Origin of the sequence: Glycomyces buryatensis (assembly GCF_004912275.1) — a bacterium.
GTDB lineage: Bacteria > Actinomycetota > Actinomycetes > Mycobacteriales > Micromonosporaceae > Glycomyces > Glycomyces buryatensis.
Genome location: NZ_STGY01000007.1, coordinates 57,984 through 80,467 on the forward strand (window position 1 = coordinate 57,984; position 22,484 = coordinate 80,467).

The 22,484-nt window shown below is 68.9% G+C and carries 24 protein-coding genes; 12 read left to right on the forward strand and 12 right to left on the reverse strand.

Features of this window, described 5'->3' with window-relative positions:
- Positions 1–94: 94 nt before the first annotated feature.
- Positions 95–490 (forward strand): (deoxy)nucleoside triphosphate pyrophosphohydrolase, encoded by a 396-nt coding sequence (locus FAB82_RS02450; protein ID WP_211116328.1) that lies wholly within the window; start codon positions 95–97, stop codon positions 488–490.
- A gap of 14 nt (positions 491–504) precedes the next feature.
- Here the strand turns inward: FAB82_RS02450 and FAB82_RS02455 are convergent, their stop codons facing one another.
- Complete coding sequence (locus FAB82_RS02455) at positions 505–1,701, reverse strand: type III PLP-dependent enzyme domain-containing protein (RefSeq protein ID WP_136532955.1); 1,197 nt, start codon at positions 1,699–1,701, stop codon at positions 505–507.
- Positions 1,702–1,737: 36 nt separating this feature from the next.
- On the opposite strand from FAB82_RS02455, the gene FAB82_RS02460 reads away from it, so the two are divergent.
- Complete coding sequence (locus tag FAB82_RS02460) at positions 1,738–2,175, forward strand: RidA family protein (protein WP_136532956.1); 438 nt, start codon at positions 1,738–1,740, stop codon at positions 2,173–2,175.
- A 54-nt stretch (positions 2,176–2,229) separates the two neighbouring features.
- Positions 2,230–3,837, forward strand: coding sequence for an N-acyl-D-amino-acid deacylase family protein (locus FAB82_RS02465; protein ID WP_136532957.1), 1,608 nt, complete (start codon positions 2,230–2,232; stop codon positions 3,835–3,837).
- Here FAB82_RS02465 and FAB82_RS02470 read toward each other — a convergent pair.
- A complete protein-coding gene (locus FAB82_RS02470; RefSeq protein ID WP_136532958.1) occupies positions 3,834–4,586 on the reverse strand; it encodes a hypothetical protein in 753 nt (250 codons plus the stop codon). The two genes, FAB82_RS02465 and FAB82_RS02470, sit on opposite strands and share 4 nt — an antisense overlap.
- A 41-nt stretch (positions 4,587–4,627) precedes the next feature.
- On the opposite strand from FAB82_RS02470, the gene FAB82_RS02475 reads away from it, so the two are divergent.
- A complete protein-coding gene (locus tag FAB82_RS02475) occupies positions 4,628–5,797 on the forward strand; it encodes a DNA recombination protein RmuC (RefSeq protein WP_136532959.1) in 1,170 nt (389 codons plus the stop codon).
- 112 nt (positions 5,798–5,909) lie between these two features.
- Here FAB82_RS02475 and FAB82_RS02480 read toward each other — a convergent pair whose 3' ends face one another.
- Entirely contained in the window at positions 5,910–6,887 is a 978-nt protein-coding gene (locus FAB82_RS02480; protein WP_136532960.1) for a 4-hydroxy-3-methylbut-2-enyl diphosphate reductase, read from the reverse strand.
- A 56-nt stretch (positions 6,888–6,943) separates the two neighbouring features.
- Here FAB82_RS02480 and xseA point away from each other — a divergent pair, with 56 nt between their 5' ends.
- Both xseA and FAB82_RS02490 read left to right on the forward strand, forming a co-directional pair.
- Positions 6,944–8,236, forward strand: coding sequence for an exodeoxyribonuclease VII large subunit (gene xseA, locus FAB82_RS02485; protein ID WP_246039416.1), 1,293 nt, complete (start codon positions 6,944–6,946; stop codon positions 8,234–8,236).
- Positions 8,233–8,436, forward strand: a complete 204-nt coding sequence (locus FAB82_RS02490; protein ID WP_136532961.1) for an exodeoxyribonuclease VII small subunit — start codon at positions 8,233–8,235, stop codon at positions 8,434–8,436. Before xseA ends, FAB82_RS02490 begins: the two co-directional genes overlap by 4 nt.
- Before the next feature lie 4 nt (positions 8,437–8,440).
- On the opposite strand, the gene FAB82_RS02495 is transcribed toward FAB82_RS02490, so the two are convergent.
- The gene (locus FAB82_RS02495) at positions 8,441–8,989 is read right to left on the reverse strand and encodes a DUF4245 family protein (protein WP_136532962.1); all 549 of its coding nucleotides are present in this window, start codon (positions 8,987–8,989) and stop codon (positions 8,441–8,443) included.
- A 178-nt stretch (positions 8,990–9,167) separates the two neighbouring features.
- On the opposite strand from FAB82_RS02495, the gene FAB82_RS02500 reads away from it, so the two are divergent.
- The 4 genes from FAB82_RS02500 (at position 9,168) to FAB82_RS02515 (ending at position 12,229) form a co-directional block, all read left to right on the forward strand.
- Positions 9,168–10,055 (forward strand): carbohydrate kinase family protein, encoded by an 888-nt coding sequence (locus FAB82_RS02500; RefSeq protein WP_246039429.1) that lies wholly within the window; start codon positions 9,168–9,170, stop codon positions 10,053–10,055.
- Positions 10,056–10,109: 54 nt separating this feature from the next.
- Positions 10,110–11,093 carry an L-histidine N(alpha)-methyltransferase gene (egtD, locus tag FAB82_RS02505; RefSeq protein WP_246039417.1) on the forward strand — a complete coding sequence of 328 codons (984 nt, stop codon included), beginning with the start codon at positions 10,110–10,112 and terminating at the stop codon, positions 11,091–11,093.
- A 52-nt stretch (positions 11,094–11,145) separates the two neighbouring features.
- Positions 11,146–11,739, forward strand: coding sequence for a histidine phosphatase family protein (locus FAB82_RS02510; protein WP_136532964.1), 594 nt, complete (start codon positions 11,146–11,148; stop codon positions 11,737–11,739).
- A gap of 133 nt (positions 11,740–11,872) precedes the next feature.
- Positions 11,873–12,229 (forward strand): hypothetical protein, encoded by a 357-nt coding sequence (locus FAB82_RS02515; RefSeq protein WP_136532965.1) that lies wholly within the window; start codon positions 11,873–11,875, stop codon positions 12,227–12,229.
- 1 nt (position 12,230) lies between these two features.
- Here the strand turns inward: FAB82_RS02515 and FAB82_RS02520 are convergent, their stop codons facing one another.
- Positions 12,231–12,731 (reverse strand): SRPBCC family protein, encoded by a 501-nt coding sequence (locus FAB82_RS02520; RefSeq protein WP_136532966.1) that lies wholly within the window; start codon positions 12,729–12,731, stop codon positions 12,231–12,233.
- Positions 12,732–12,832: 101 nt separating this feature from the next.
- Between FAB82_RS02520 and FAB82_RS02525 the strand changes: the two genes are divergently transcribed.
- The gene (locus tag FAB82_RS02525; RefSeq protein ID WP_136532967.1) at positions 12,833–13,069 is read left to right on the forward strand and encodes a hypothetical protein; all 237 of its coding nucleotides are present in this window, start codon (positions 12,833–12,835) and stop codon (positions 13,067–13,069) included.
- On the opposite strand, the gene FAB82_RS02530 is transcribed toward FAB82_RS02525, so the two are convergent.
- The 3 genes from FAB82_RS02530 to FAB82_RS02540 all read right to left on the reverse strand — a co-directional run bounded on the left by FAB82_RS02530 (position 13,066) and on the right by FAB82_RS02540 (position 18,251).
- A complete protein-coding gene (locus FAB82_RS02530) occupies positions 13,066–15,219 on the reverse strand; it encodes a HelD family protein (protein WP_211116329.1) in 2,154 nt (717 codons plus the stop codon). The two genes, FAB82_RS02525 and FAB82_RS02530, sit on opposite strands and share 4 nt — an antisense overlap.
- Before the next feature lie 230 nt (positions 15,220–15,449).
- Positions 15,450–16,721, reverse strand: coding sequence for an RNA-guided endonuclease InsQ/TnpB family protein (locus FAB82_RS02535; protein ID WP_136532969.1), 1,272 nt, complete (start codon positions 16,719–16,721; stop codon positions 15,450–15,452).
- A 603-nt stretch (positions 16,722–17,324) separates the two neighbouring features.
- Entirely contained in the window at positions 17,325–18,251 is a 927-nt protein-coding gene (locus FAB82_RS02540) for a sulfotransferase domain-containing protein (RefSeq protein WP_136532970.1), read from the reverse strand.
- A gap of 133 nt (positions 18,252–18,384) precedes the next feature.
- Here FAB82_RS02540 and FAB82_RS02545 point away from each other — a divergent pair, with 133 nt between their 5' ends.
- Positions 18,385–18,927 (forward strand): thioredoxin family protein, encoded by a 543-nt coding sequence (locus FAB82_RS02545; RefSeq protein WP_136532971.1) that lies wholly within the window; start codon positions 18,385–18,387, stop codon positions 18,925–18,927.
- Between the two features lie 23 nt (positions 18,928–18,950).
- On the opposite strand, the gene FAB82_RS02550 is transcribed toward FAB82_RS02545, so the two are convergent.
- From FAB82_RS02550 to FAB82_RS02565, 4 genes are all read right to left on the reverse strand, one after another.
- Positions 18,951–19,556: a Maf family protein gene (locus FAB82_RS02550; RefSeq protein WP_136532972.1), complete on the reverse strand. Its 606-nt coding sequence runs from the start codon at positions 19,554–19,556 to the stop codon at positions 18,951–18,953.
- On the reverse strand, positions 19,553–19,768 hold the full coding sequence (locus tag FAB82_RS02555; RefSeq protein ID WP_136532973.1) for an acyl-CoA carboxylase subunit epsilon: 216 nt from the start codon (positions 19,766–19,768) through the stop codon (positions 19,553–19,555). The genes FAB82_RS02550 and FAB82_RS02555 overlap by 4 nt, the downstream gene beginning before the upstream one ends.
- 6 nt (positions 19,769–19,774) lie before the next feature.
- Positions 19,775–20,785, reverse strand: coding sequence for an NYN domain-containing protein (locus tag FAB82_RS02560; RefSeq protein ID WP_211116330.1), 1,011 nt, complete (start codon positions 20,783–20,785; stop codon positions 19,775–19,777).
- A 96-nt stretch (positions 20,786–20,881) separates the two neighbouring features.
- The gene (locus tag FAB82_RS02565; protein WP_211116331.1) at positions 20,882–22,456 is read right to left on the reverse strand and encodes an acyl-CoA carboxylase subunit beta; all 1,575 of its coding nucleotides are present in this window, start codon (positions 22,454–22,456) and stop codon (positions 20,882–20,884) included.
- Positions 22,457–22,484: the final 28 nt, after the last annotated feature.

The following is a 22,484-nucleotide window of genomic DNA, read 5'->3' on the forward strand; positions in this document are numbered from 1 at the left end:
GCACCGGTGGACTCGATTCGGTCGCCGTGCCGGGCAGTCAGTGGCTCATTGCGGCCCGCGGGTGCGGGAATTCCGCGCGGGTAGGGTGCCTGGGGTGAACGCACCGCGCATCGTTGTCGCCGCCGCCATCTGCGCCGGCGAGAAGGTTCTGGCCGCCGCCCGCTCCTACCCGCCCGAGATGGCGGGCCAGTGGGAGTTCCCCGGCGGGAAGGTGGAGCCCGGCGAGACCGAGACCGAGGCACTGCGCCGCGAATGCCGCGAAGAGCTCGGCGTGGAGATCGAGGTCGGAGAGCGCTTCGGCGGCGACCTCTCCACCACGGGCGGCCGCTTCCTGGTGCGCGTCTACCTCGCCCGGATCCTCAGCGGCGAACCCGAAGCGAGGGAGCACGCCGACCTGCGCTGGCTGGCCGCCGACGACCTCGACTCGGTCCCTTGGCTGCCCGGCAACCGCCTGATGATCGACGACATCCGGGAGCTCTTGGCCGGCTGATGCCACTGCGGCCCTTAGAAGAAGGTCCGCACCGCGTCGACCACCCAGCCGGTCTCCTCGTCCACCACCGGCAGCAGCCGCCATTTGTCGAAGCTCGTGCACGGATGCGACAGGCCGAGTTCGACCGTTTCCCAGACTGCCAGTGATTCCCTTGCGCCCGTAAGGAAGAGATGCTGGTCGCTGATCTGAGAGCAGACCGCGCCCTCCATACCCAAGGGGATCGGCAGATCCTGGTCGAACGGGAGGTCGCGTCGCCCGCCGTCGAGGATCGCCAGGCCGGGTTCCGGGCGAGAGAGCACCCGTACCTCTGCTTGCAGGGCCGGTACCAGCTCGGGACCGTCACCGCCGCGGGCGCGCGGCGTCATCCGCGCGTAGAAGCCGTGGTCGTGGACGAGGTACGAGCCCGAGCGCAGCACCACCTCGGCCTCGGCCGCGAGCGGGCCCAGGATCGCCGAGACCCGGTCGAAGTAGGCGCTGCCGCCCGCGGTGACGACCGGCCGGTCCACGTCGAAGTCCAAGGCGGCGAACAGCTTCGCGAGGTCGGCGAGGTAGGCGTCCACGGCCGCCAGCGCGGCGGCGTCCGTCCCGGCGGCCACCGCACCCTCGTATCCGGCGACGCCGGCCAGCCGCAGGTTCGGCGCGGTCCGCACCGCCGCCGCCACGTCGAGTGCGGCGGCCAGACCCCTGGCTCCCGCCCGGCCGCCAGGCGCGCCCAGTTCCACGTAGACGTCGATCGGGGTGCCCACCTCGTAGTCGAAGTGGTCTGCGGCCTCCAAGGAGTCGACGAAGACGGCGAGGCGGGTGCCTGCGGCGGCCCAGGTGCCGATGCGGGCGATGGAGAGGGGATCGGTGACCTGGTTGGCGATGATGATGCGTTCCACCCCGAAGTGGTGGGCGACGCCGGCTTGGAAGGTGTTCGCGACGGTGATGCCGACGGCCCCGGCGTCGAGCTGGCGCCGCCACAGCTGCGGGGCCATCGTGGCCTTGCCGTGCGGTGCGAGGGCCAGGCCGCGCGAGGTGCACCAGTCGGCCATCGCCTTGACGTTGCGGCGGAGGGCGTCGTCCCAGAGGATGACCGAGGGGGTCTCCAGGTCGATGGGGCGGGTCGCGATCCATTCGGCGATGGTCTTGCCGTGGGCCTCGGCGGGGATCGACTTGTAGCGCCAGTCGAGGACTTCGTCGTGGAGGGCTTGCAGCCGGGTCTCGTCCATGGTTCACCGCCCCTAATAGGTATGTATCTTTACTATATGTCTGAGAAGCTCGCCGTCCGCACCGCTGCCGCCCCCGCGCCGGCCCACACCTTCCCGCAGGGCGTGCGCAAGGGCCCGCTCCTCCAAGTCTCCGGGCAGGGCCCGGTCGACCCGGTCAGCGGCGAATACCTCCACCCCGGCGACGTCCGCGCCCAGACCCTGCGCACCCTCGCCAATGTCGAGGCGATCCTCCGCGCCGGCGGGGCGAGCCTGGACGACGTGGTCATGCTGCGGGTCTACCTGGCCGACCGGGGCGACTTCGCGGCGATGAACGAGGCTTACGGCGAGTTCGTCACCTCCCACACCGGCGAGGGCACGCCGCCGCCGTGCCGCACCACCGTCATCTGCACCCTCCCACGGGCCGAAATGCTGGTGGAAATCGACGCGCTCGCCTACGTAGACTTACGCGTCCGTGCAAGCGGGGTCATCACATAGGATATATCCTATAGGATTTTGGCGGCATTGCTCGTCCGCGCGAGAGGGGCCAGCATGGCCGAGTTCGACATCGTCATCTCCGGAGCCGAGATCGCCGACGGGACCGGTTCGCCCCGGTACCGCGCCGAAGTCGGCGTCACCGGCGGCCGCATCGCCGCCGTGGCCATGCCGTCAGGTACCGACGGCAGGCTCGACGGGCGCCGCACCATCGACGCCGGCGGGCTCGTTCTGGCGCCGGGGTTCATCGACATGCACGCCCACTCGGAACTGGCGGTGTTGACCGATTCGGACCATCTGGCGAAGCTCGGGCAGGGCTGCACGCTGGAGGTGCTGGGTCAGGACGGACTGAGCTATGCACCGGTGGACGATGCGACCGCGCCGCGGATGTGGGAGGCGATCGCCGCCTGGAACGGGCGCCCGGAGGGCCTGGACTACTCCTGGCGCTCGGTCGGCGACTACCTCGACCGGGTGGATGAGGGCACCCCGACGAACATCGCCTACCTCGTCCCCCACGGCACGGTCCGGATGCTGGCGATGGGATGGGACAACCGGCCGCCGAACCGGGCCGAGCTCGACGCCATGCGCGCGTCGGTCGTGGCGGGCATGGAGCAGGGTGCGGTGGGCCTCTCGGCGGGTCTGAGCTACGCGCCGGGCATGTACGCGCACACCGCCGAGCTGATCGAGTTGTGCAAGGTGGTGGCCCGGTACGGCGGCTACTTCGGGCCGCACCAGCGCAGTTACGGCGCGGGCGCCCTGGAGGGCTACGCGGAGATGATCGCGATTGCGCGCGAATCGGGATGCGCGCTGCACCTGGCGCACGCGACGTTGAACTACGACGTCAACGCCGGCAAGGCGAACCACCTCCTCAAGCTCGTGGACGAGGGCCTCGCCGAGGGAATCGACATCGGCCTGGACACCTATCCATACCTGCCGGGTATGACAATGCTGGCCGCGCTCCTGCCGAGCTGGTCCGTCGAGGGCGGCTACGGCGCGCTCGCCGAGCGACTGTCGAACCCCGAGCTGCGCGGACGGATCGTCCATGAGCTGGACGTCGTCGGCACCGACGGCGCTAACGGTGTTCCGGTCGACTGGAGCCGCATCGAGATCGCGGGGGTCGCCAAGCCCGAGCTTCGTCCCCTGGTGGGCCGATCGGTCGCTGAGGCCGCCGGTGGGCGGGCGGCCTCCGAGTTCTACCTGGACCTGCTGGTGGAGGACGACTTCGCCCCGAGTTGCCTGATGCACGTCGGCAATGAGGAGAACGTGCGGGCCATCATGCGCCACCGCACCCACACCGGTTCGTCGGACGGTGTGCTCGCCGGGGAGAAGATCCACCCGAGGGCGTGGGGCAGCTTCGCCCGCTACCTGGGCCATTACTGCCGCGACGAGGGTCTGTTCTCAGTGGAGGAATGCGTCGCGCATCTGAGCGGGCGCCCGGCGGAGCGCCTGGGCCTGACCGACCGGGGCACCATCGCCGTGGGCAATGCCGCCGACCTGGTCCTGTTCGATCCCGACACGGTCGACGCCCGCGCCACCTTCGCGCAGCCGCGGCAGCAGGCGGCCGGAATTCCGTACGTGATCGTCAACGGCCGCTTGGCGATCGATGACGGGAAGCGAACCGAAGCGCGGGCGGGTCACTCGATCCGCCGCGCCACCGGCCGCTAGAAGCCGAAATCGCCACCGCCGAAGTCCCCGCCACCAGCGTCGCCGCCGCTGCCAGAGTCCCCGGAGCCGGCCTCGGAGCCTTCGGCACCGGCGTCGCCGCCGGAGTCGGATCCGGCGTCCGGGGCGGCGCCCTCGACCATGCCGCCGGCATACGCCGGAGCGAGCATCGCGTCGAAGATCATCATGCCCACGAGCGCGCCGCCGACACCGGCCAGCGCGGGCTGCCACCAGGGCGTGTTGTACCAGCCGGCCGGGACGGGACGTCCGTCCACTCTGCCGCCCGGGTAGTAGTGCCGGTTCTCGTCATCGGGGTTCGGCGAGCCGGTGTAGGAACGGCCCTCGACCTCGGCCGAGACCGGCTCGGTGAGGATGCCGGCGCGGGCTTGCCCGGGCAGCGTCGGGATGTCGGGACCGAGGTCCATGCCCATGGCCTGCCGCGCGGCGCGAATGTAGTGGAGGCCTTCCACGGCGGTCTCGGCGACGAGCCGGTACTGGCGGATGGTGGAGGCGGAGTCCAGCTGGCTTCCCGCGGCGGTATAGCGCTCGCCGGCGTCGGCGAGGGCCTGCCCCGCGGCCGGATTGTCGCCCGGGGCGACCAGGTTCATGCTCTGACCGCCGAGGCGCTCGTAGAGGCGCCGCGCTTCGGCCTCTGAGTCGGCCAGTTCGGCTTCGGTTCGGCGTTTGTTGGAGTAGACCACGAAGGCGATGGCCAGGATCGCGACTACCAGCAGGGTCAACCACAGTTCCATGTCCCGAGCCTACTCGGAATCGGGCCCATAGACTGGACCGTATGACGTGGGTCCTAATGGCGGTGGTGTGCCTGGCCGCGGGCGGTTTCGGCGGCTGGTTCTTCGGGCGCAGCAGGCAGGCCGCGGAGCTGGCGGCGGCGACGGCGCGCCTGGAAGCGGCGGCGGACAATGAGGAGCGGCTGGAGGCGAAGCTGAAGGCGGTAGCGTACGAGGCCACCGATCGCTCCCGCACCGCGGTCGGCGAGGTGCTGGCGCCACTCGCGGATACATTGGCGCGCTATGAGAACCGTTTGGGCGATGTAGAGCGGGCGCGGTTGGACGCCTACGCTCAGCTGCGGATTCAGCTCTCCGGGGTGGCCGACATCTCCGAGGCGCTGCGGGACCAGACCGGGCGGCTGCTCGGCGCCTTGAAGTCGCCACAGCTGCGGGGGCAGTGGGGCGAGGTGCAGCTGCGGCGGATCGTGGAAACCGCGGGGATGGTCGAGCACTGCGACTTCACCGAGCAGCACTCAGCGTCGGTCGACGGCCGGGTGGTGCGCCCGGACCTGGTGGTGCGGCTCGCGGGCGGTCGCCAGATCGTCGTGGACGCCAAGGCGCCCTTGCAGTCGTATCTCCAGGCGCTGGAGACCGACGACGAGGCCGAGCGGGACGCTTCGCTGCGCTCGCACGCGCGGCATCTGCGGCGGCACGTGGAGTCGTTGGCGGGCAAGGAGTACTGGCGGGCCTTTGAGGACACGCCCGAGATGGTGGTGCTATTCGTCCCGGCCGACGCGTTCTTGGACGCGGCGCTGCGGGCCGACCCGGTGCTGCTGGAGGACGCGTTCGCGCGGGGCGTGGTGCTGGCGTCCCCGGCGACGCTGATAGTGCTGCTGCGTACCGTCGCCCACACGTGGCGGCAGGAGGCGTTGGCGTTGCACGCCAAGGAGATCCACAAGTTGGGCCGCGAACTGCACGAACGGCTGGGGACGGTCGCGGGCCACTTCTCGCGGCTGGGGACGTCACTGGAGGCGGCGGTGGGTTCCTACAACGCGGCGGTGGCGAGCGTGGAATCGCGGCTGCTGGTGACGGCGAGGCGCTTCAACGAACTGGAGGTGGCGGCCGAACCGCCCGAACCGATCGCCCCGATCATCACCCCGGCCCGCAAGCCGACCTGGGATGCGGCGACCACTGAGGAGACCGCTGCGGGGGCTGCTGCGGACTACCATCCCTAACCCCCACCCACCCGGGGACCCTAGCGTCGATATTCCCACCGGGGTGTGACAAGAACGGGTGCCCGCAGCGGACACGTCACCCGAACGAGTTCGGCTACCCGAACCGACTCGGCTACTTGGCCTCCGCCTTCGCGAGCTCGGCGGCCTTGAGGTCGCGGACGAGTTCGCGCGGGAGCGCGAAGGTCAGTTTCTCGACCACCGGCTCGACCTCCTCCACCTCGCCGAAGCCGCGCTCGGCCAGGTACGCGAGCACGTCGGCGACGAGATTGTCGGGCACCGACGCGCCCGAGGAGACGCCCACGGTGGACGCGCCCTCGAGCCAGGCGTCGTCGATCTCGTGGGCGAAGTCGACCAGGTGACCGGCGCGGGCGCCGTGCTGCACGGCGACCTCGACCAGCCGCACCGAGTTCGAGGAGTTCCGCGAACCCACCACGATGACCACGTCGCAGTCCGCGGCGATGTCCTTGATGACCTGCTGGCGGTTCTGCGTCGCATAGCAGATGTCGTCGCTCGGCGGGCTCTGAAGCATCGGCAGGCGCTGCTTGAGCCGGTCGACCGTCTCCAGCGTCTCGTCCACCGACAGCGTCGTCTGCGACAGCCACACCACCTTCTCGGGGTCGCGGACCGTCACCTTGTCGACCGAGTCGGGGCCGTCGACCAGCTGAATGTGGTCGGGGGCCTCACCCGAGGTGCCGATGACCTCCTCGTGGCCGTCATGGCCGATCAAGAGGATGTCGTAGTCATCGCGCGCGAAGCGGCGGGCCTCCTGGTGCACCTTCGTGACCAGCGGACACGTCGCGTCGATCGCCTTCAGGCCCCGCTCGGCGGCCTGGTCGTGGACCTCGGGGGCCACCCCGTGCGCCGAGAAGACCACGACCGACCCGGTCGGGACCTCCGCGTTCTCCTCCACGAACACCGCGCCCTTGGACGACAGCGTCTCGACCACATGGCGGTTGTGCACGATCTCCTTGCGCACGTACACCGGAGCGCCGTAGAGCTCCAACGCCTGCTCGACGGTCTCCACGGCTCGGTCCACGCCCGCGCAGTACCCGCGCGGCTTGGCCAACAACACTCGCTTGGGGTCTGCCACGCCTCGATGGTATCCGGCGTCCCGGTTTTGTCACAGGCGGCGGTTAGGCTGGCCACGTGACCGACGCACCGCCGCACACCGGACCTGGCGCCCCCATGAGCGCCGAGAATCCCTGGCCGCTGCGGGTGGTGTCCAAGAAGATCGGCGACTGGCTGGCCCGCCTCGGCGAGGTCTGGACCGAGGGCCAGATCACCGAGATCAGCCACCGCGGCCGCACCGTCTACATGACGCTGCGCGATCCGTCGGCCGAGGTCTCCATGCGGGTCGTGGACTTCACCGGCGCGGCCGCCGCCTGCGACCCGCCGCTGCGCGACGGCGCCCAAGTCGTGGTCCGGGCCCAGGCCCAATGGTGGGACAAGAACGGGTCGCTCTCGCTCCACCTGCGGGAGATCCGCCAGGTCGGACTCGGCGAACTTCTCGCCCGCCTCGAGCGGCTCAAGAAACTCCTCGCCGCCGAAGGACTGTTCGCGGCCGAACGCAAGCAGCCGCTGCCGTTCCTGCCCTACCGGATCGGACTCATCACCGGACGCGCCTCCGACGCGATGCGCGACGTCCTCAAGAACGCCAAGGCCCGGCTGCCCGCGGCCGACTTCGAGGTCCGAGAGGTCGCCGTCCAGGGCATGAAGGCCGTCACCGAGGTCTGCGCGGCCCTGGCCGAACTCGACGCCGACCCCGACATCGAGGTCATCATCATCGCCCGCGGCGGCGGCTCGATGGAGGACCTGCTGCCGTTCTCCGACGAGACCCTGTGCCGGGCGGTCGCAGACACGGTCACCCCGGTCGTCTCCGCGATCGGCCATGAACCGGACACGCCTCTGCTCGACTACGTCGCCGACTGGCGGGCGTCCACGCCCACCGAGGCCGGCAAGAAGGTCGTCCCCGACCTCGCCGAGGAGCAGCGCGGACTCAATATCAGCCGGACCCGGCTGCGCCAGACGCTCGGCGCGATGCTCACCCGCGAGTCCGACGCGCTGGCGGCGATGCGCGCGCGGCCGATCCTGGCGCGGCCCGAGACGATGCTGGAAGCGCGCGCCGAGGCCATCGACAACCTGACGCACCGGATGCGCGCCCGGATGGACTCACGCCTGGAACGGTCGACCGACGAGCTCGGGCACCTGCGGGCGCGGCTGCGGTCGCTGTCGCCGCAGTTCACGCTCGACCGGGGCTACGCGATCGTCACGGATGTCGGGTCCGGTGCGGTCCTGCGGGACGCGGCCGACGCCGACACCGGGGAGCGAGTGCGCATCCGCCTCGCGGCCGGAGCATTGCAGGCGGAGGTCATCGAGAAGACGGAGATGGCCGAGCATCGCGCGAACACCGAGAAGGTCGAGCAGGAGGAGGGGCGTTGAGCGACAAGCAGTTGACGTATGAAGAGGCCAGGGCCGAACTGGTGGCGACGGTCGAGAAGCTGGAGGCCGGCGGGGCGACCCTGGAGGAGTCGCTGAAGCTGTGGGAGCGGGGAGAGAAACTCGCGGACCTGTGCCAATCGCACCTCGAAGGAGCCCGGGAACGGCTCGAAGCCCGCACCGAGACCGGCGACGGAGAGTAGCGACTCAGGCCGCGGCCCCCGCCGCCACGCCTTCGGCCAGCTCCGGCAGCTCGTCGATGCCTTCCGGATCGGCCGTCAGGACCACCGTCGAACCGGGCAGCTCGGTCACCCAGGCCTCGTTGTCGCCGAGGTCGTACGCGGCCCATTGGAGGCCGGCGGCCTCGACCGGCTCGCCGGCGCCGTCCAGTTTCTCGTTGACGGCGCTCATCTCGCCATTGGTCTGCACCAGCTGCAATCCGTCGCCGTCCGGCGAGTACCAGCCGGTGCGCAGGATGACCGTCTCCTCGTCGACCTCCAGCGCGCTGGAGATCGGCTTCCAGTCCGGTGAGAGCTCCGGTTCGATCACGTCCAGGCCGAGGGCGGTCGCGCTCGCGCGGTCCTCGCTCGTGTCCACGACGCTGACCTGCCGGTCGGAAGCGGCCCAATCCCACATCACGTAGAACAGCCCGAGCGGCACCAGCAGCACCGCCATGGAAAGCGCCATATCGCGCATCCGGCGGTGCTTCGGGCGCTTCGCGGGAGCGCCCGTAACCTTGACCTCATCGCTGGACATGCATGCAATGTTGACCGACCGTCCCGACTCCCCGCGCACCGCCCCACCCGCGGGTGGCCTGCGCTGCCCTCTCGACCAGCACCGACCGATGCTGCCGAAGGCGCCCGAATCCCTTGCAATACCCTCTCAGCAACTTCATAAGCGCGGCCTTTACCGGAAGGAGTCCACGTTGATTCTCGTGGCAGGCGAGAACGTCATCGACCTCGTACCCGCACCGGGCGGCCAATTGCGCCCCGCCTGCGGCGGCGGCCCCGCCAATACGGCCGTCTCGCTGGCCCGGCGCGGCGTCCCGACCGCGCTGATCGGCTCCGTCGGCGGCGACCACTTCGGACGGCACATCTGGCGGCGGCACGTCAGCGCCGGCGTCCACCGCGACCACCTCGAACGCACCGATCGGCCCTCGACGTTGGCGCTCGCCGTGGTCGACGAGGACGGCAATGCCGACTTCGACTTCTGGACCACCGGCACCGCCGACTTCGACTGGGAGGCAAAAGAACTCCCCCGCCCCGAGCCCTCGCGCGTCGATCTGATCCACTTCGGCTCCCTGGCCGCGTACATCGAGCCCTCGGCCCGCGTCATCGAGCATTGGGTGAACCGTTCGAGGCGTGTCGTCCCCGTCTCCTTCGACCCGAATATCCGCCTCAGTGCGATGGGCGACGTCGACCGGGTCCGCGAACGCACCGAGCGTCTAGTGGGCCTGTCGAACCTGGTGCGGGTCTCCGAGAGCGACCTGGCCCGGCTCTACCCGGACACCGACGTCGACAAGATCGCGAACGAATGGCTCGGCGCCGGTCCCGAACTCGTCGTGGTCACCCTCGGCGACGCCGGCTCGGTCGCCTTCCACCGCAAGCACGTCACCGAGATGGCCGCCCCAGTCATCGACGTCGTGGACACCATCGGCGCGGGCGACGCCTTCACCTCGGGACTGATCGGCTGGCTGACCTCGGCGGGCTGGATGCGACTGGACCGCCTCGCCGCGTGGGGCAACCGCACGGTCGTCACCGCGGCGCTGCGATACGCGACCCAGGTCGCGGCCCACGCGTGCACCGTCCCTGGCGCGCCGTGAATCTCCACCCATAACGGAGCCGTAACAGTGCCCGCGGCGGCCTATGATCATCGTGTGCCAGTACCGGAACTGAGGATCTGCCTCGACGAAGCGGACTTGGCCGCCGCCATGCGCTTCGACGCCCGGCGCGGTCTGACATCCAGCCCCAAGTACCTGCCCATGCGGCTCCACTACGACGGGCGCGGCGCCACCCTGTTCGGCGAGCTGACCCGCCAGCCCGAGTACTACCCGACCCGCTGCGAGCGCGAGATCCTCTCCGGTCGCGCCGCCGACATCGCCGCCGCCGTCACCGCGGCGGCCCCGGTCTCGGTGGTCGAGCTCGGCGCCGGCCTGGCCGAGAAGATCCGGCCGGTGCTCGACGCGATGCACGAGCGCGGACGACTGGAATCGTTCTGGCCCTTCGACGTCGACGCGAGCACGGTCCGCGACGTGCTGCTCGACCTGGCCACCGCCTACCCCGACACCGATCTCGGCGGCATCGTCGGCGACTTCACCCTCCACCTCCAGCACCTGCCCGACCACCACGACTCGCGGCTGGTCGCCTTCCTGGGAGGGACCTTCGGGAACTTCACCGGCATGGAACGCGGCCAGTTCCTGCGCGATCTGCGCGAAGCCCTGCGCCCGGGCGACTGGTTCCTGGTCGGCGCGGACCTGGTGAAAGACCCGGAGGTCATCCTCGCCGCCTACAGCGACGCGGCCGGGGTGACCGCCGAGTTCAACCGGAACGTCCTCTACGTCCTCAACCACCGCCTCGACGCCGACTTCGAACCTGAGAACTTCGAGCACATCGCCCTGTGGGACGCGGGAACCGCCACGGTCGACATGCGGCTGCGGGCGCTCAAGCCGATGACGGTCGACGTGGCCGGGATCGAACTCGACATCAGCTTCGCCGTCGGCGAGGAGATCCACACCGGCATCTCCACCAAGTTCCACCGGGGCGAGCTGGAGAACCAGTTGCAGGCGAGCGGGTTCGAGCTGGTCCACTGCTGGACCGACTCCCAGGGGTACGTCGGGGTCTTCCTCGCCAAGGTGGCGTGAGTATCCCCTCAAGGCGGCACCAGGCCGAGCGCCGCCGATTATGGTGGGCGGCATGGGAGAAATCGTGCTGATCCGCCACGGCGAGACGACCTGGTCGGCCACCGGCCAACACACCTCGATCACCGACCTCGAACTCACCGACACCGGTGTGGCGCAGGCGAAGGGCCTCACCCCGCTGCTCGAGCACCGGAATTTCGCGGCGGTGTGGGCCTCACCCCGCAAGCGAGCGTCCCAGACCGCCGAACTCGCGGGCCTCGCCGTCACGGCGGTCAAGGACGACCTGGCCGAATGGGCCTACGGCGACTACGAGGGCCTGACCCTCGACACGATTCGCGAGAGCGACCCCGACTGGACCATCTGGACCGGGGGCGGCAAGGGCCCCGACGGCGAGAGCGCCGCGCAGGTCGAACGGCGCCTGGACCGGGTCATCGAAGCAGCGAAACCGCTGCTGGCCCAAGGCGACGTGGCGTTCATCGCCCACGGCCACAGCCTCCGCGTGGCGGCCGCCCGCTGGCTCGGCCGCCCGGCCGAGGACGGCCGCGACTTCACCATCGACACCGCCTCGATCGCCGCCCTGGGCCACGAGCACGGCCGCCAGGCCATCGCCCTGTGGAACCTGACTGCGGCCGTGGCGAACCCGAGTTGAGCGAACACCCCTAGATCCGTTCATTGGGGTACTCGGCCGCCGCCAACGTGAACTCCCGCGGCTTCGGGTGCGGCGCTCGTGGCCCCATTTCGCTAGGCTGGGCTCGGTACTCGAACTGACTGAGGAGCCTGCAATGGACCCGATCTTCATCGCGATCGCCAGTGCCGTGGTCGGCAAGACGACCGAGGCGACCATCAAGGGCGGCGCGAAGGTCGCCGAGTTGGTGCGCCGGCGGTTCGGCAAGGACGACGACAGCGAGCTGGTGCTACTGCGGGCCGAGACCGGGCGGGCTTCCAAGGAGGACCTGGCCGAGGCGGTCGCGCGGCTGTGCGCTCAGGACCCCGAGTTCCGCGAGGCCCTGAGCGCGTTGGTGGGACAGGAGCTCCCGGTCGCCGAGATCGGGAATCAGACCCAGTTCAATAACACCTTCAACGGCTCGGTCGGCAATGTTCTACAGGCCGGCAATATCGAGAATCTCCGCCTGGACTGAGTCAGTCTTCTTCGGGTAGCGGCTCGCCGGTCTCCAGGAGGGTCTTGAGGCTCGACAGCAGGGCGGGCCACCCCTCGCTGATCATCTCGCGGACGGTGCTGACGGGTTCGAAGCCGTTGTGGGTCAGGGTCAGTTTGACCACGCGGCCCACGGGTTCGATGTCGAAGGCGACCTTCGAGCGCGATTCGGCCGCGATGACCTCCCGCACCTCCTCGGGCACGCCGACGTGCTGGGCCCATTCCGGGGTGAAGGTGTGCCAGGTGTAGGCGAGGTGCTTGGCCGGATCGGAATCCAGGACGATCTGGGCGGGGTCGGCGGTGGCGATGCCGCGCTCCTTCCAGACCATCGTCGTGCCGGGGCTCCATGCGCTCTCGAACTCGACTCCCCAGTAGCGCTTGGTGAATTCGGGATCGGTCAATCCCGTCCACAGCCGCTCTGGCGTGCAGTTGATGTGGATGACGTAGACGAACGAGGTGTTCGTCGGGTTCTCGTTGCTCTCCATGCCCTCATCATCCATGGGCCGCCGCCAGCGCGGGGCCGAAACCGGCTTCGCCGGGCTAGGCTGGCTCGAAGTGAAGGGCCCGAGGCGAAGGAGGGCGTGCGATGAAGCGGATTCTGTGGGGTGCGGCGTTCATCGTCGGCGGGTTCTTCGTGGTGCGGGCGCTCTTGGAGCCGTTCGTGATCGACTTCTCCGACCCGTCCAGCTACGAGAACGGCTGGGGCGGACCGAGTCTCATCGGGGTCCTGCTCGTCCATATGGGGCCGGGCATCATCGCCGCCGCCCTGTTCATCCGGTGGCTGTTGAAGTCGGACCGGCGGTCGGGCGGCGGAGAGAGCTAGGCCCCGTTCGGGCCCGTGTCGATTCGGACCAGTCGTTGCGTGGCGCGAGTCAGGACCACGTAGGCGACCCCGGGTCCGTGCCCCTTGGCCACGGCGTCGAGGTCGGCGGCGATGACCGCGTCCCATTCCAGGCCTTTGGATTCGAGCGGCCCCACCAGGGTCACGCGATCGTCGTGGACGACCGTCGAGAGCTCCGCGTGGCGCTTGTACGGCGCGATGATGCCCACGGTTCCCTCGACCGCCTCCAACGCCTCGGTGACGGCTCCGGCGACCTCGGGCAAGAGCGCGTCGGCCGCGACGGTGCGCTCCTCGACGGCCACGCCGGTCTCTCGCACCGCCTCGGGCAGGTCGATCACCGGCAGTCGCGGTTCGGCCCACGCCGCCGCGTACTCGAAGACCTCTTTGGAGTTCCGGTAGTTCTTCGTCAGGTGGAACTCGTAGACGCGGCCGCGCGGGACGGCGCGGTTTCGGGCGTCGGCGCTCTCCTTCGGGCGGGGCCAGGACGACTGGGCCTCGTCGCCGACGATCGTCCAGCCGGCGGCGCGGCCGCGGCGGCCGAGCATCCGCCACTGCATCGGCGAGAGGTCCTGGGCCTCGTCCACGATGACGTGGGCGTAGTCCTCGTAGAACGCGTCCCTGGCCTGGCGCTCGGCTCGGTCGTAGTAGCGGTCCTGCGTGGTCGAGACCTCGGAGACACCGCCGTAGGAGCGAATGCGGTCACCTTGGCGCTGTTGGGGTTTGATGCCGAGGATCATGCGCAGCTCGTCGAGGAGGGCGACGTCGGGAATGGAGAAGTCAGTCTCCTGGAAGCTCGCGGCGACGGCGCCGATCAGGGCGTGCTTGAGGTGGCCCTCACCGGCCGATGCCAGGCGGCGCTCGTCGCTGGCCCAGCCGAGGACGTCGGCGGGGTCGAGGTCGGGCCACCAGTGGTCGAGGAAGGTCAGGAACTCGCTCCGGGAGCCGAGGTCGCGCGAGAACTTCGCGGGTTCGGCCTCGGGCAGCATGGGCTTGACCTTGCGCCACAAGGCGACCAGCAGGGCGCGTCCGGCTTCGGTCTTGGCCAGGTTGGAGCGCTGTTCCTTCTCGAAGACGCGGGCGCGCACGGCGGCGAGCTCGGCGGCGTCGAGTTTGAGGACCTCGCCGAGGTAGGTGATGCGCAGTTCCGAGGGCGCGCCGGGCGGGGTCTGGCGGGCCAGGCGGCGCAGGATCGGGAGCATGACGGTGCCGCCCTTGACGGCCGCGACGTCGGGCCGGTCCTGGCGGGTGGCCTCGACGCCGGCGTAGAGCTCGCCGAGCGAGTACAGCGCGGCGGTCTCCTCGCCGAGGCTGGGCAGGACCCGGCCGATGTACTTCATGAACACCGCCGAGGGGCCGACGACGAGGATGCCGGCGGCCTCGTAGCGGCTGCGGTCCTGGTAGAGCAGGTAGGCGGCGCGGTGGAGGGCCACGACGGTCTTGCCGGTGCCGGGTCCGCCGGTGATGACGGTCGCGCCGCGCCCGGGGGCGCGGATGGCGGCGTCCTGTTCGGACTGGATGGTCGCGACGATGTCGCGCATCCGGCCGGTGCGCTTGCGCCCCAGGGCGGCCATGAGCGCGCCGTCGCCGATGACGGGCAGCTTGTCGGCGAGCTCCTCGTTGAGCAGGTCGTCGCTGACCTCCTCGACGTCGCGGCCGAACGAGCGGATGACCCGGCGTCGGGCCACCTCCTGCCGGTCGACGGCGGTGGCGCGGTAGAACGGGGCGGAGGCGGGAGCGCGCCAGTCGATGAGGAGCGGGCGGTACTCCTCGTCGCGGACGCCGAGGCGCCCGACGTGGCGGACGCGCCCGTCGTCGAAGTCGAGGCGCCCGAAGACGAGGCCTTCATGTTGGGAGTCGAGGTCGGCGATCCGGCGGGCGGCACGGTAGACGAACACGTCGCGCTCGAACTGCGCACCCGGGACGGTGGCCCTGAGGTGCGTGTATCCGGCGTCGCGATTGCCTTCGGCCTCCTCGCGCAGGATGTCGACCCGCTCGTAGACGCGGTCCACGAACTCCTGCTCGATCGCTACTTCTTGTTCGGGAGTATTGCTGGGATCGGGCGCGGGCACCGCATGGGACGTGTCGACGTCCTCTGGGCGTTGCTCGTCGACCCGCTCTGCACTCTGAGACACAGCGCTCCTCGCTCGAATTCGGGAACGCACCAGCCTATCGCGCCCGAGTGACGGCTGTCCGCAGATCGCCGCCCGGGACGACCTGACCACACTCGCCGGGCCGCCGGGGCCGATTCCCCGCTCAAGCTGCCGCTTTTGTCCGTGCGGGCCCACGCCGGAGATAGATCTCCATGAAAATCGCGTTGCCGACTTTGACATCCTCCCTTCCAGAGGGGACGGGATTCCATTGCTCACTGTGGTGGTGGGCGCTGAGGTTCACGGACGCTCGAACCCTGGCGGGCTGTCGTCCCTCCGGCACCGGTCGAAGACCGGGGGCGGGGTATCCCGCCCTGTCCTGCCGCGACGTTATTAGCTGCGTTGACATCGGCGTTGCACGTGAACCCGCAGGAGACACAGGAGAACTCGGCTTGGCTCTTGCGCGAGTTCTTCTCTATCCATCCGCAGTCGGAGCAACGCAGACTGGTGTACGGGGCCGGGACATCCTCGACCCGGCCCGGGGCCTTCTGCTCGGTGCGCCGCCGTAGCAAACCCCAGCCCTGGGCAAGGATCGCCCGGTTCAACCCGGTCTTCTGCGCAACGCCCTTCCCGGGCGCTTCGGCGGTTCCCTTGGCGGAGGCGGTCATGGTCTTGATGTTGAGCTTCTCGAACCGGATCACATCGAAGCCGGACGCGAGCATGGTAGAGGTCTTCTCGCACCAGTCCTTCCGCCGGTCCGCCTCGGTTGCCTTGATTTTCGCGGCCTTCGCGTGCTCGGCCCGCTTCTGCGGGCTGTCCTTCGGCGCGCGAGAGGCCCGCCGCTCATGCTTACGGAGCCGGGCGCGTTCCTTCGAGTTGAGCTGCGGGCAGTTGAGCATTCGACCATCCGACAGGGCGGCAGTGACCTTCACGCCCCGGTCGACCCCGACCACCTCACCGGTGCCTGGCGCTGTGACCGGTTCGGGGACGATCGCGAAGGCTACATGCCACTGTCCGCGCCGCCAGGTGACACGGAATGTCTTCGCCGCAGGAAGATCACGGCGGGTCAGCCGGAACCGGACCCACCCGCAGCCCGGTACCTTCACCTGAGCCCACCGCTTGTTCAGCTTCTGCACCACCACCGAGCGGGCCATGACCTGCTTGCCCTTGCGATTCAGTTTCGGCGAGCCATCGGGCTCGAACTCTGGCACCCGGCCCGAACCGATCACCCGAAACCCCTCATGCCGGTACCGCTTCCGCCAACTCGGCTCACCGAACCCCGAATCGAACCGGCGTTTGACCGCCAGGTCGAAATCGCGGAGCGCCTGCTGCTGCACCTCCGCATTGCCCTCGCGCAACCACTCGCTCGCAGCTCTAGCCTCGGTCAACTGCCGAGCAAGCTCGACATACCCCGGCAGCGAACCCTTATGCCGGGCCCAATAGGACCGCTGCTCCACAGCGAGATTCCACACGTACCGAGCCTGCGCGCAGTGCAGCAGCAACTGCCACTCCTGCTCGCCTGTCGGATACATCCTGAATCGCGCCATCACACCAAGCTACGACCCGCCTGTGACAATCCCGCACAATCGAACCTCCGACCGGAAGCAAATGTGACTGGCATCACTATTGCCGTCAGCACGCTCCGCCACTCAGCCTCGAGATTTCTCACCCTTTCCAAGAAGGATCCAGGTTAAGTGAGTGCGACCGAATTCGGACGGGTCCCCTTTAGAGGCAGGCTTGGCGGAAGCGCGATGAAAACGGACAACCGGATGGACACCACCGGTCATGCACGAATGACAATGTCTGCACGTGTCGGGTTCTTGACTTCGCAAGTCGATTGTCTCGTTCTACGCTGTTTACACGCACTCCAGTGATGGAAAGGCGGCGACGGAACGCCTGCTCGACAACGGACACGCCGCCATCACCAGGGGACCGCCAGACGAAGTGGGGTAGTCCGGGCGGCCCGCGGCGGGGCTCCGAATTTACCTGGCCCGGAGCCCCGCCGCTTTTACCTCGCCAGAGGCGAAAGGGGCGGGGCGGAGGGAGCAGGTAATCCAGAAGCGAGGGCCCTGGCCCGAAGCCCGCCACGCAGTGGAAGCGCGAAGCGCTCGCCGCTTTATCCTTCCGGTTTCATCGACCGGGGCTCGGGATTACGAGCGGTGGAGCCATTTCAGCAGTGAGCCGGGAGCCAGATCATCGGCACGGTCGTAATAGGCCCGCAGTTCCTCCTCCGACAAGACCTCGGCGGCCGCACCTGAAACACCCCGACGGAAGAATGCGTCGCAGTCCTTCATGATCCCGTTCGGGTCCGGAGCGAGTGCGGATGCCCGCGACTTCATTTCGCTGAATGTCGCCGCGCGCACCAATTCCGCCCAGCGCGACTCGTCCACTTTAATGTGAAGCCAGCGCGCAATGCGTCGCATCTCGCCTTCGAGATCGGCGGACAGGTCCGCGTAATGCACCAGGAGCGTGTTCGATTTCTCCTGACACGCCCACGCGCCCTTGAGATGCCACATCACGCCCTGCAGTGAGTCGAGCGATTCGCGCGGGTCGACCTGCTCATTGATCCAGCCGATGAGCCATTCGTGCAGGTCCGGGCGCGGAGCGGGCGGGTCGGTCGGGCCGGCCTGGAGCCCCCGGTCACCCGAGCCTCCGGCACCCGCCGCGGCCCCGATGAGTTCGCGGATTCGCTCGCGGTTCAGGTTGTTTCCCTGGTGGTACATGGAGACCGCCGCGTCCAGCGGGTGGCGGGCCACCACGATGCGGCGCATGCGCTTGTCGCAGGGAATGCCGTCGAACGGCGTGTGGGTCTTGATGAATCGGCGGTGCCGTTGCGCCGCAAGGCGGTCGTACACCTCGGCTTGCGGCTCGCCGGTCCAGTCGAGCCATGGGGAGAGCTCCGAGAGCGGAGCTGGAAGGTCGGAAGTCTGGAAGACCAGCAGCGCGCAGATCATCTGCATCCAGGTGGTCCCGCTCTTGGAGCGGGTGCTGATGACGATGTCGCCCTTGCGCAGCGGGAGATCCAGCCATCTGTGGCTGTCCTCGTCATTCGAGACATATCGGTGTGGGAACACCATCCGAGCCTAGAGCGCCCCCGCCACCGAACGCAAAAGACTTGACGCCTTCCTGACGGTCGAGCTTGGTTCCTCACAGGGCCGCTGCCTACCATGGGAGTGAGGATCCGATAACCCTTAGAGGAGAGCGACGCTCATGACCCTCACTAATTCCCAGATGGTTCCGTTGGGCACTCCGGCCCCGGACTTCACGCTCCCCGACCTCGACGGCGTCGACCGGTCGCTGGCGGATTTCGATGCCACGGCCCTGCTGATCGTGTTCGCCTGCAACCACTGCCCGTACGTGCAGCACATCGAGCAGGCCTTCGGGCAGTGGACGCCCGGGCAGGCCGACCTCGACGTGGTCGCCATCTGCTCCAACGACGCCGTGAGCTATCCGTCCGACGCGCCCGCCGGCCTGGCCTCCCAGATCGCGCGCGCGAACTGGCAGTTCCCCTACCTCGTGGACGAGTCCCAGGAGGTGGCCCGGGCCTACAATGCGGTCTGCACGCCGGACTTCTTCCTGTACGGGCCCGACCGCAAGCTGGCCTACCGGGGCGCCTTCGACGCCTCCAGGCCGGGGAACGGCAAGCCGGTCACCGGCGAGTACATGACGACGGCGGTGGAGGCGGTCCGCAAGGGCGAGCCGGTTCCGGAGCCGCACTACCCGTCGACCGGGTGCAATATCAAGTGGCGTTAGGCGCCGTTCGACACCGGGTGGCGTTAGGCGCCGTTCGGCCGCCACAGGTCCGTGAGGGCGATCTCGAGTTCACCGAGCATGGTGCGCAGCAACGGCATCGAAAGTCCGATGACCGTGCCGGGGTCGCCCTCGATCTTGTCGATGAAGGCCGAGCCGTAGCCGTCGAGCGTGAACGAGCCGGCGACGTGCAGCGGCTCGCCGGTGGCGACGTAGGCGGCGATCTCGGCGTCGGAGGCCTCCGCGAAGTGCACGGTGGTGCCGATCGAGCGGATGACCTTGCGGTCGGCGGCGACGTCGATGAGGCAGTGCCCGGTGTAGAGCACGCCCGAGCGGCCGCGCATCCGCTTCCAGCGGGAGGTCGCCTCCTCCGGTCCCTCGGGCTTGCCGAGGATCTCGCCGTCGAAGTGCAGCACGGAGTCGCAGCCGAGCACCAGCGACTGGGCGCTGACCAGGTTCAGGACGGCCTCGGCCTTCATTTCGGCGAGGGCGCTGGAGAGCTGGGCCGGGTCGTGGCCCATCACCTGGCGCTCGTCGACGCCGGAGACGATGACCTCGGGGTCGATCCCGGCGGCCGTCAGCAGGGCCCGCCGCGCGGGCGAGGCCGAGGCGAGGATGAACTGTCGCGTCATCGGTCCATGCCCTTGCGGGCGGGGACGGCCGAGTCGCGCCAGGTGCGGCGCACCCGCAGGCGCAGGCCCGGGTTGGTCCAGTTCGCGCGGCGGCGCCCGTGGGGACCGCCGTTCTCCTCTTCTTCGCGCGGCAGCGCGGTGATCAGCCCGACCAGCACGGCCAGCTCTTCGTCGGTGGGATTGCCACGGACGACCTTGAGCTCCAGACTCATCGCTCGCTACTCCTCGATGTCGAATTCGCGGTGGACTCTCTCCCAGAACCCGTCGCGGACCCAGATCCTGGCTTCGGGGTGGTCGCGTAGAGAGTATCCGAGTTCTTTCTCGGCTTCTACTAGAAGCTCCTTGTCGATGACCGTCGGCAGCTGCGGGCCGGGCAGGAGGTCGGCTATATTGTCGGCGCCGCGCGTCAGCAGCCATTTGTGCCCCACGTACTCCCCGATCGACCGCACCGTCTCCGGATCGAGTTTTTCACCTGTCTGGGTGGTGCGGACGAACTTGGGGCGGGCCGATTCGGCCTGGGCGAGCGCGTCGGCGGCGTTCATGGTGACCGCGACGGACTGCCGCTGGCCGAAGACGGAGGCGGGGCTCGGCACGCTCGGTTCGGGTTCGGCCATCGGCGCGCCCACCATGCTGAGGGTCGCCGCGGCGGCCGTGCCGCTCTTGGTGAAGTAGGGCCGCAGTTCCTCGGCGTCGATGGTCTCGACCGTGTCGGACTCCCACACCAGGCGCTCGGCCTGGTTGGTGCCGTACGGGGGCTCGACGCCCCACAGGTGGACGCGCACGCCGTAGGCCTGGGCGACCTCGACGGCCGGCACCATGTCCTCGTCGCCGGCGAGCAGGATCGCCTCGTGGATGGCCCGGTGCCTGGCCAGCAGCTCCAAATCGGACCGGATCTGGGCGTCGACGCCCTTTTGCTGTCCGCGCGAATTGAGGTTTCCGAGCCTGACTTTGACGAATTCCATATTTGCGATGACGCGTTGGTCGACGGTGGGGACTCGGTCGCGAGCGGCGTCGAACCAGTACAGACGCAGCAGTTCCCCGTCGGTGAGTCTGGCCGCCGCCCGCTCGATGATGGACTTGATGAGCTTCTCGGCGTCGACGCGGTAATCGCGGCGGCTGGTCGCCTCCAGCAGGAGTTCGGCGGCCGCCGCGTAGAGGTAGCCGACGTCGATCAACATGGCGTACCGCCTGGCTGGATACCCGGGCAGCAACCCTCCGGTCTGTGTCATGGCCCACTCCCAATGTCAGGCGGGACAAAATGCCCCGCTTCCCCCAGCTGTATAAGACGGTACCGGAGGGGACGAATCGAAAGTGAGCCCGGCGACTCAGAGCGGGATGTTGCCGTGCTTCTTTGCGGGCAGCTCATCGCGCTTCGAAGCGGTCATACGCAGGGCCCGGACCAGCTGTGCACGGGTGTCCCTCGGCTGGATGACCGCGTCGATATATCCGAGCTCGGCGGCGACGTACGGGTTGTTGAGCTTCTCCTCGTAGTCGGCCATGAGCTCGGCTCGCTTGGCCTGCTCGTCGTCGGCCTTGGCCAGATCGCGGCGGTAGAGGATGTTGACCGCGCCCTGGGACCCCATGACGGCGATCTCGGCGGTGGGCCAGGCGAAGTTCACGTCGGCGCCGACGCCCTTGGAGCCCATGACGCAGTAGGCGCCGCCGTAGTCCTTGCGGACGACGACGGTGAGCTTGGGGACGGTGGCCTCGGCGTAGGCGTAGATGAGTTTCGCGCCGCGGCGAATGATGCCGTCGTGCTCTTGAGAGGTGCCCGGCAGGAAACCCGGAACATCCACAAAGGAAATCACCGGGATATTGAAGGCGTCGCAGAAGCGGATGAAGCGGGCGGCCTTCTCGGAGGCGTCGATGTCGAGGCAGCCGGCGAAGTGCATCGGCTGGTTCGCGACGGTGCCGACCGGGCGGCCGTCCAGGCGCCCGAAGCCGGTGATGATGTTCTTGGCGAACAGCTCCTGGGTCTCCAGGAACTCGCCGTCGTCCAGCACGGCCTCCAGGACCTTGTGCATGTCGTAGGGCTGGTTCGCCGAGTTCGGCACGACCGAGTCCAGCTCGACGTCCGTGGCGGTGAGCTCGAGCTCGAAGTCCTTGGACTCATAGACCGGCGGCTCGTCGAGGTTGTTCGACGGGAAGTACGACAGCAGATGCTTGACGTACTCGAGCGCGTCGTTCTCGTCGCTGGCCAGGTAGTGCGCGTTCCCGGCGACGGCATTGTGGGTGCGGGCGCCGCCCAGCTCCTCCATGCCGACGTCCTCGCCGGTCACGGCCCGGACCACGTCCGGACCGGTGATGAACATGTGGCTGGTCTGGTCGACCATGACGGTGAAGTCGGTGATCGCCGGCGAGTAGACCGCGCCGCCCGCGCACGGGCCCATGATGAGCGAGATCTGCGGGATCACTCCGGAGGCGCGAACGTTGCGGAAGAAGATGTCGGAGTACCCGCCGAGGGACGCGACGCCCTCCTGGATGCGGGCGCCGCCGGAGTCGGAGATGCCGATGATGGGGCGGCCGGTGCGCAGGGCCAGGTCCTGGACCTTGGTGATCTTCTCGCCCGAGACCTGCCCGAGCGAGCCGCCGAGCACGGTGAAGTCCTGCGCGAACACGCAGACCTCGCGGCCCTCGATGGTGCCGTAGCCGGTGACGACGCCGTCGCCGTAGGGCCGGTTCGCCTCCATGCCGAAGCTGGTGGAGCGGTGGCGGGTGAGGGCGTCGAGTTCGACGAACGACCCCTCGTCGAGCAGCGACTCCAGGCGCTCGCGCGCCGTTCGCTTGCCCTTTTCATGCTGCTTCTCGATCGCCCTGGGATTACCGGTGGCAACCTCGTCGAGGCGCTCGGAGAGATCGGCGAGCCTACCGGCGGTCGTGTGGATGTCGATGTCGGTCACGACTCGGATCGTATCGGTCGCGTCTGTG

Bases quoted from the DNA above. Each gene is read 5' to 3' on its own strand.
- FAB82_RS02470 (WP_136532958.1), bottom strand. From the start codon at position 4,586: ATGGAACTGTGGTTGACCCTGCTGGTAGTCGCGATCCTGGCCATCGCC.
- FAB82_RS02510 (WP_136532964.1), top strand. From the start codon at position 11,146: ATGGGAGAAATCGTGCTGATCCGCCACGGCGAGACGACCTGGTCGGCC.
- FAB82_RS02525 (WP_136532967.1), top strand. From the start codon at position 12,833: ATGAAGCGGATTCTGTGGGGTGCGGCGTTCATCGTCGGCGGGTTCTTC.
- FAB82_RS02560 (WP_211116330.1), bottom strand. From the start codon at position 20,785: ATGACACAGACCGGAGGGTTGCTGCCCGGGTATCCAGCCAGGCGGTAC.
- FAB82_RS02555 (WP_136532973.1), bottom strand. From the start codon at position 19,768: ATGAGTCTGGAGCTCAAGGTCGTCCGTGGCAATCCCACCGACGAAGAG.
- FAB82_RS02455 (WP_136532955.1), bottom strand. From the start codon at position 1,701: ATGGACGAGACCCGGCTGCAAGCCCTCCACGACGAAGTCCTCGACTGG.
- FAB82_RS02465 (WP_136532957.1), top strand. From the start codon at position 2,230: ATGGCCGAGTTCGACATCGTCATCTCCGGAGCCGAGATCGCCGACGGG.
- FAB82_RS02550 (WP_136532972.1), bottom strand. From the start codon at position 19,556: ATGACGCGACAGTTCATCCTCGCCTCGGCCTCGCCCGCGCGGCGGGCC.
- FAB82_RS02495 (WP_136532962.1), bottom strand. From the start codon at position 8,989: ATGTCCAGCGATGAGGTCAAGGTTACGGGCGCTCCCGCGAAGCGCCCG.
- FAB82_RS02545 (WP_136532971.1), top strand. From the start codon at position 18,385: ATGACCCTCACTAATTCCCAGATGGTTCCGTTGGGCACTCCGGCCCCG.
- FAB82_RS02540 (WP_136532970.1), bottom strand. From the start codon at position 18,251: ATGGTGTTCCCACACCGATATGTCTCGAATGACGAGGACAGCCACAGA.
- FAB82_RS02475 (WP_136532959.1), top strand. From the start codon at position 4,628: ATGACGTGGGTCCTAATGGCGGTGGTGTGCCTGGCCGCGGGCGGTTTC.
- FAB82_RS02460 (WP_136532956.1), top strand. From the start codon at position 1,738: ATGTCTGAGAAGCTCGCCGTCCGCACCGCTGCCGCCCCCGCGCCGGCC.
- FAB82_RS02520 (WP_136532966.1), bottom strand. From the start codon at position 12,731: ATGGAGAGCAACGAGAACCCGACGAACACCTCGTTCGTCTACGTCATC.
- FAB82_RS02535 (WP_136532969.1), bottom strand. From the start codon at position 16,721: ATGGCGCGATTCAGGATGTATCCGACAGGCGAGCAGGAGTGGCAGTTG.
- FAB82_RS02515 (WP_136532965.1), top strand. From the start codon at position 11,873: ATGGACCCGATCTTCATCGCGATCGCCAGTGCCGTGGTCGGCAAGACG.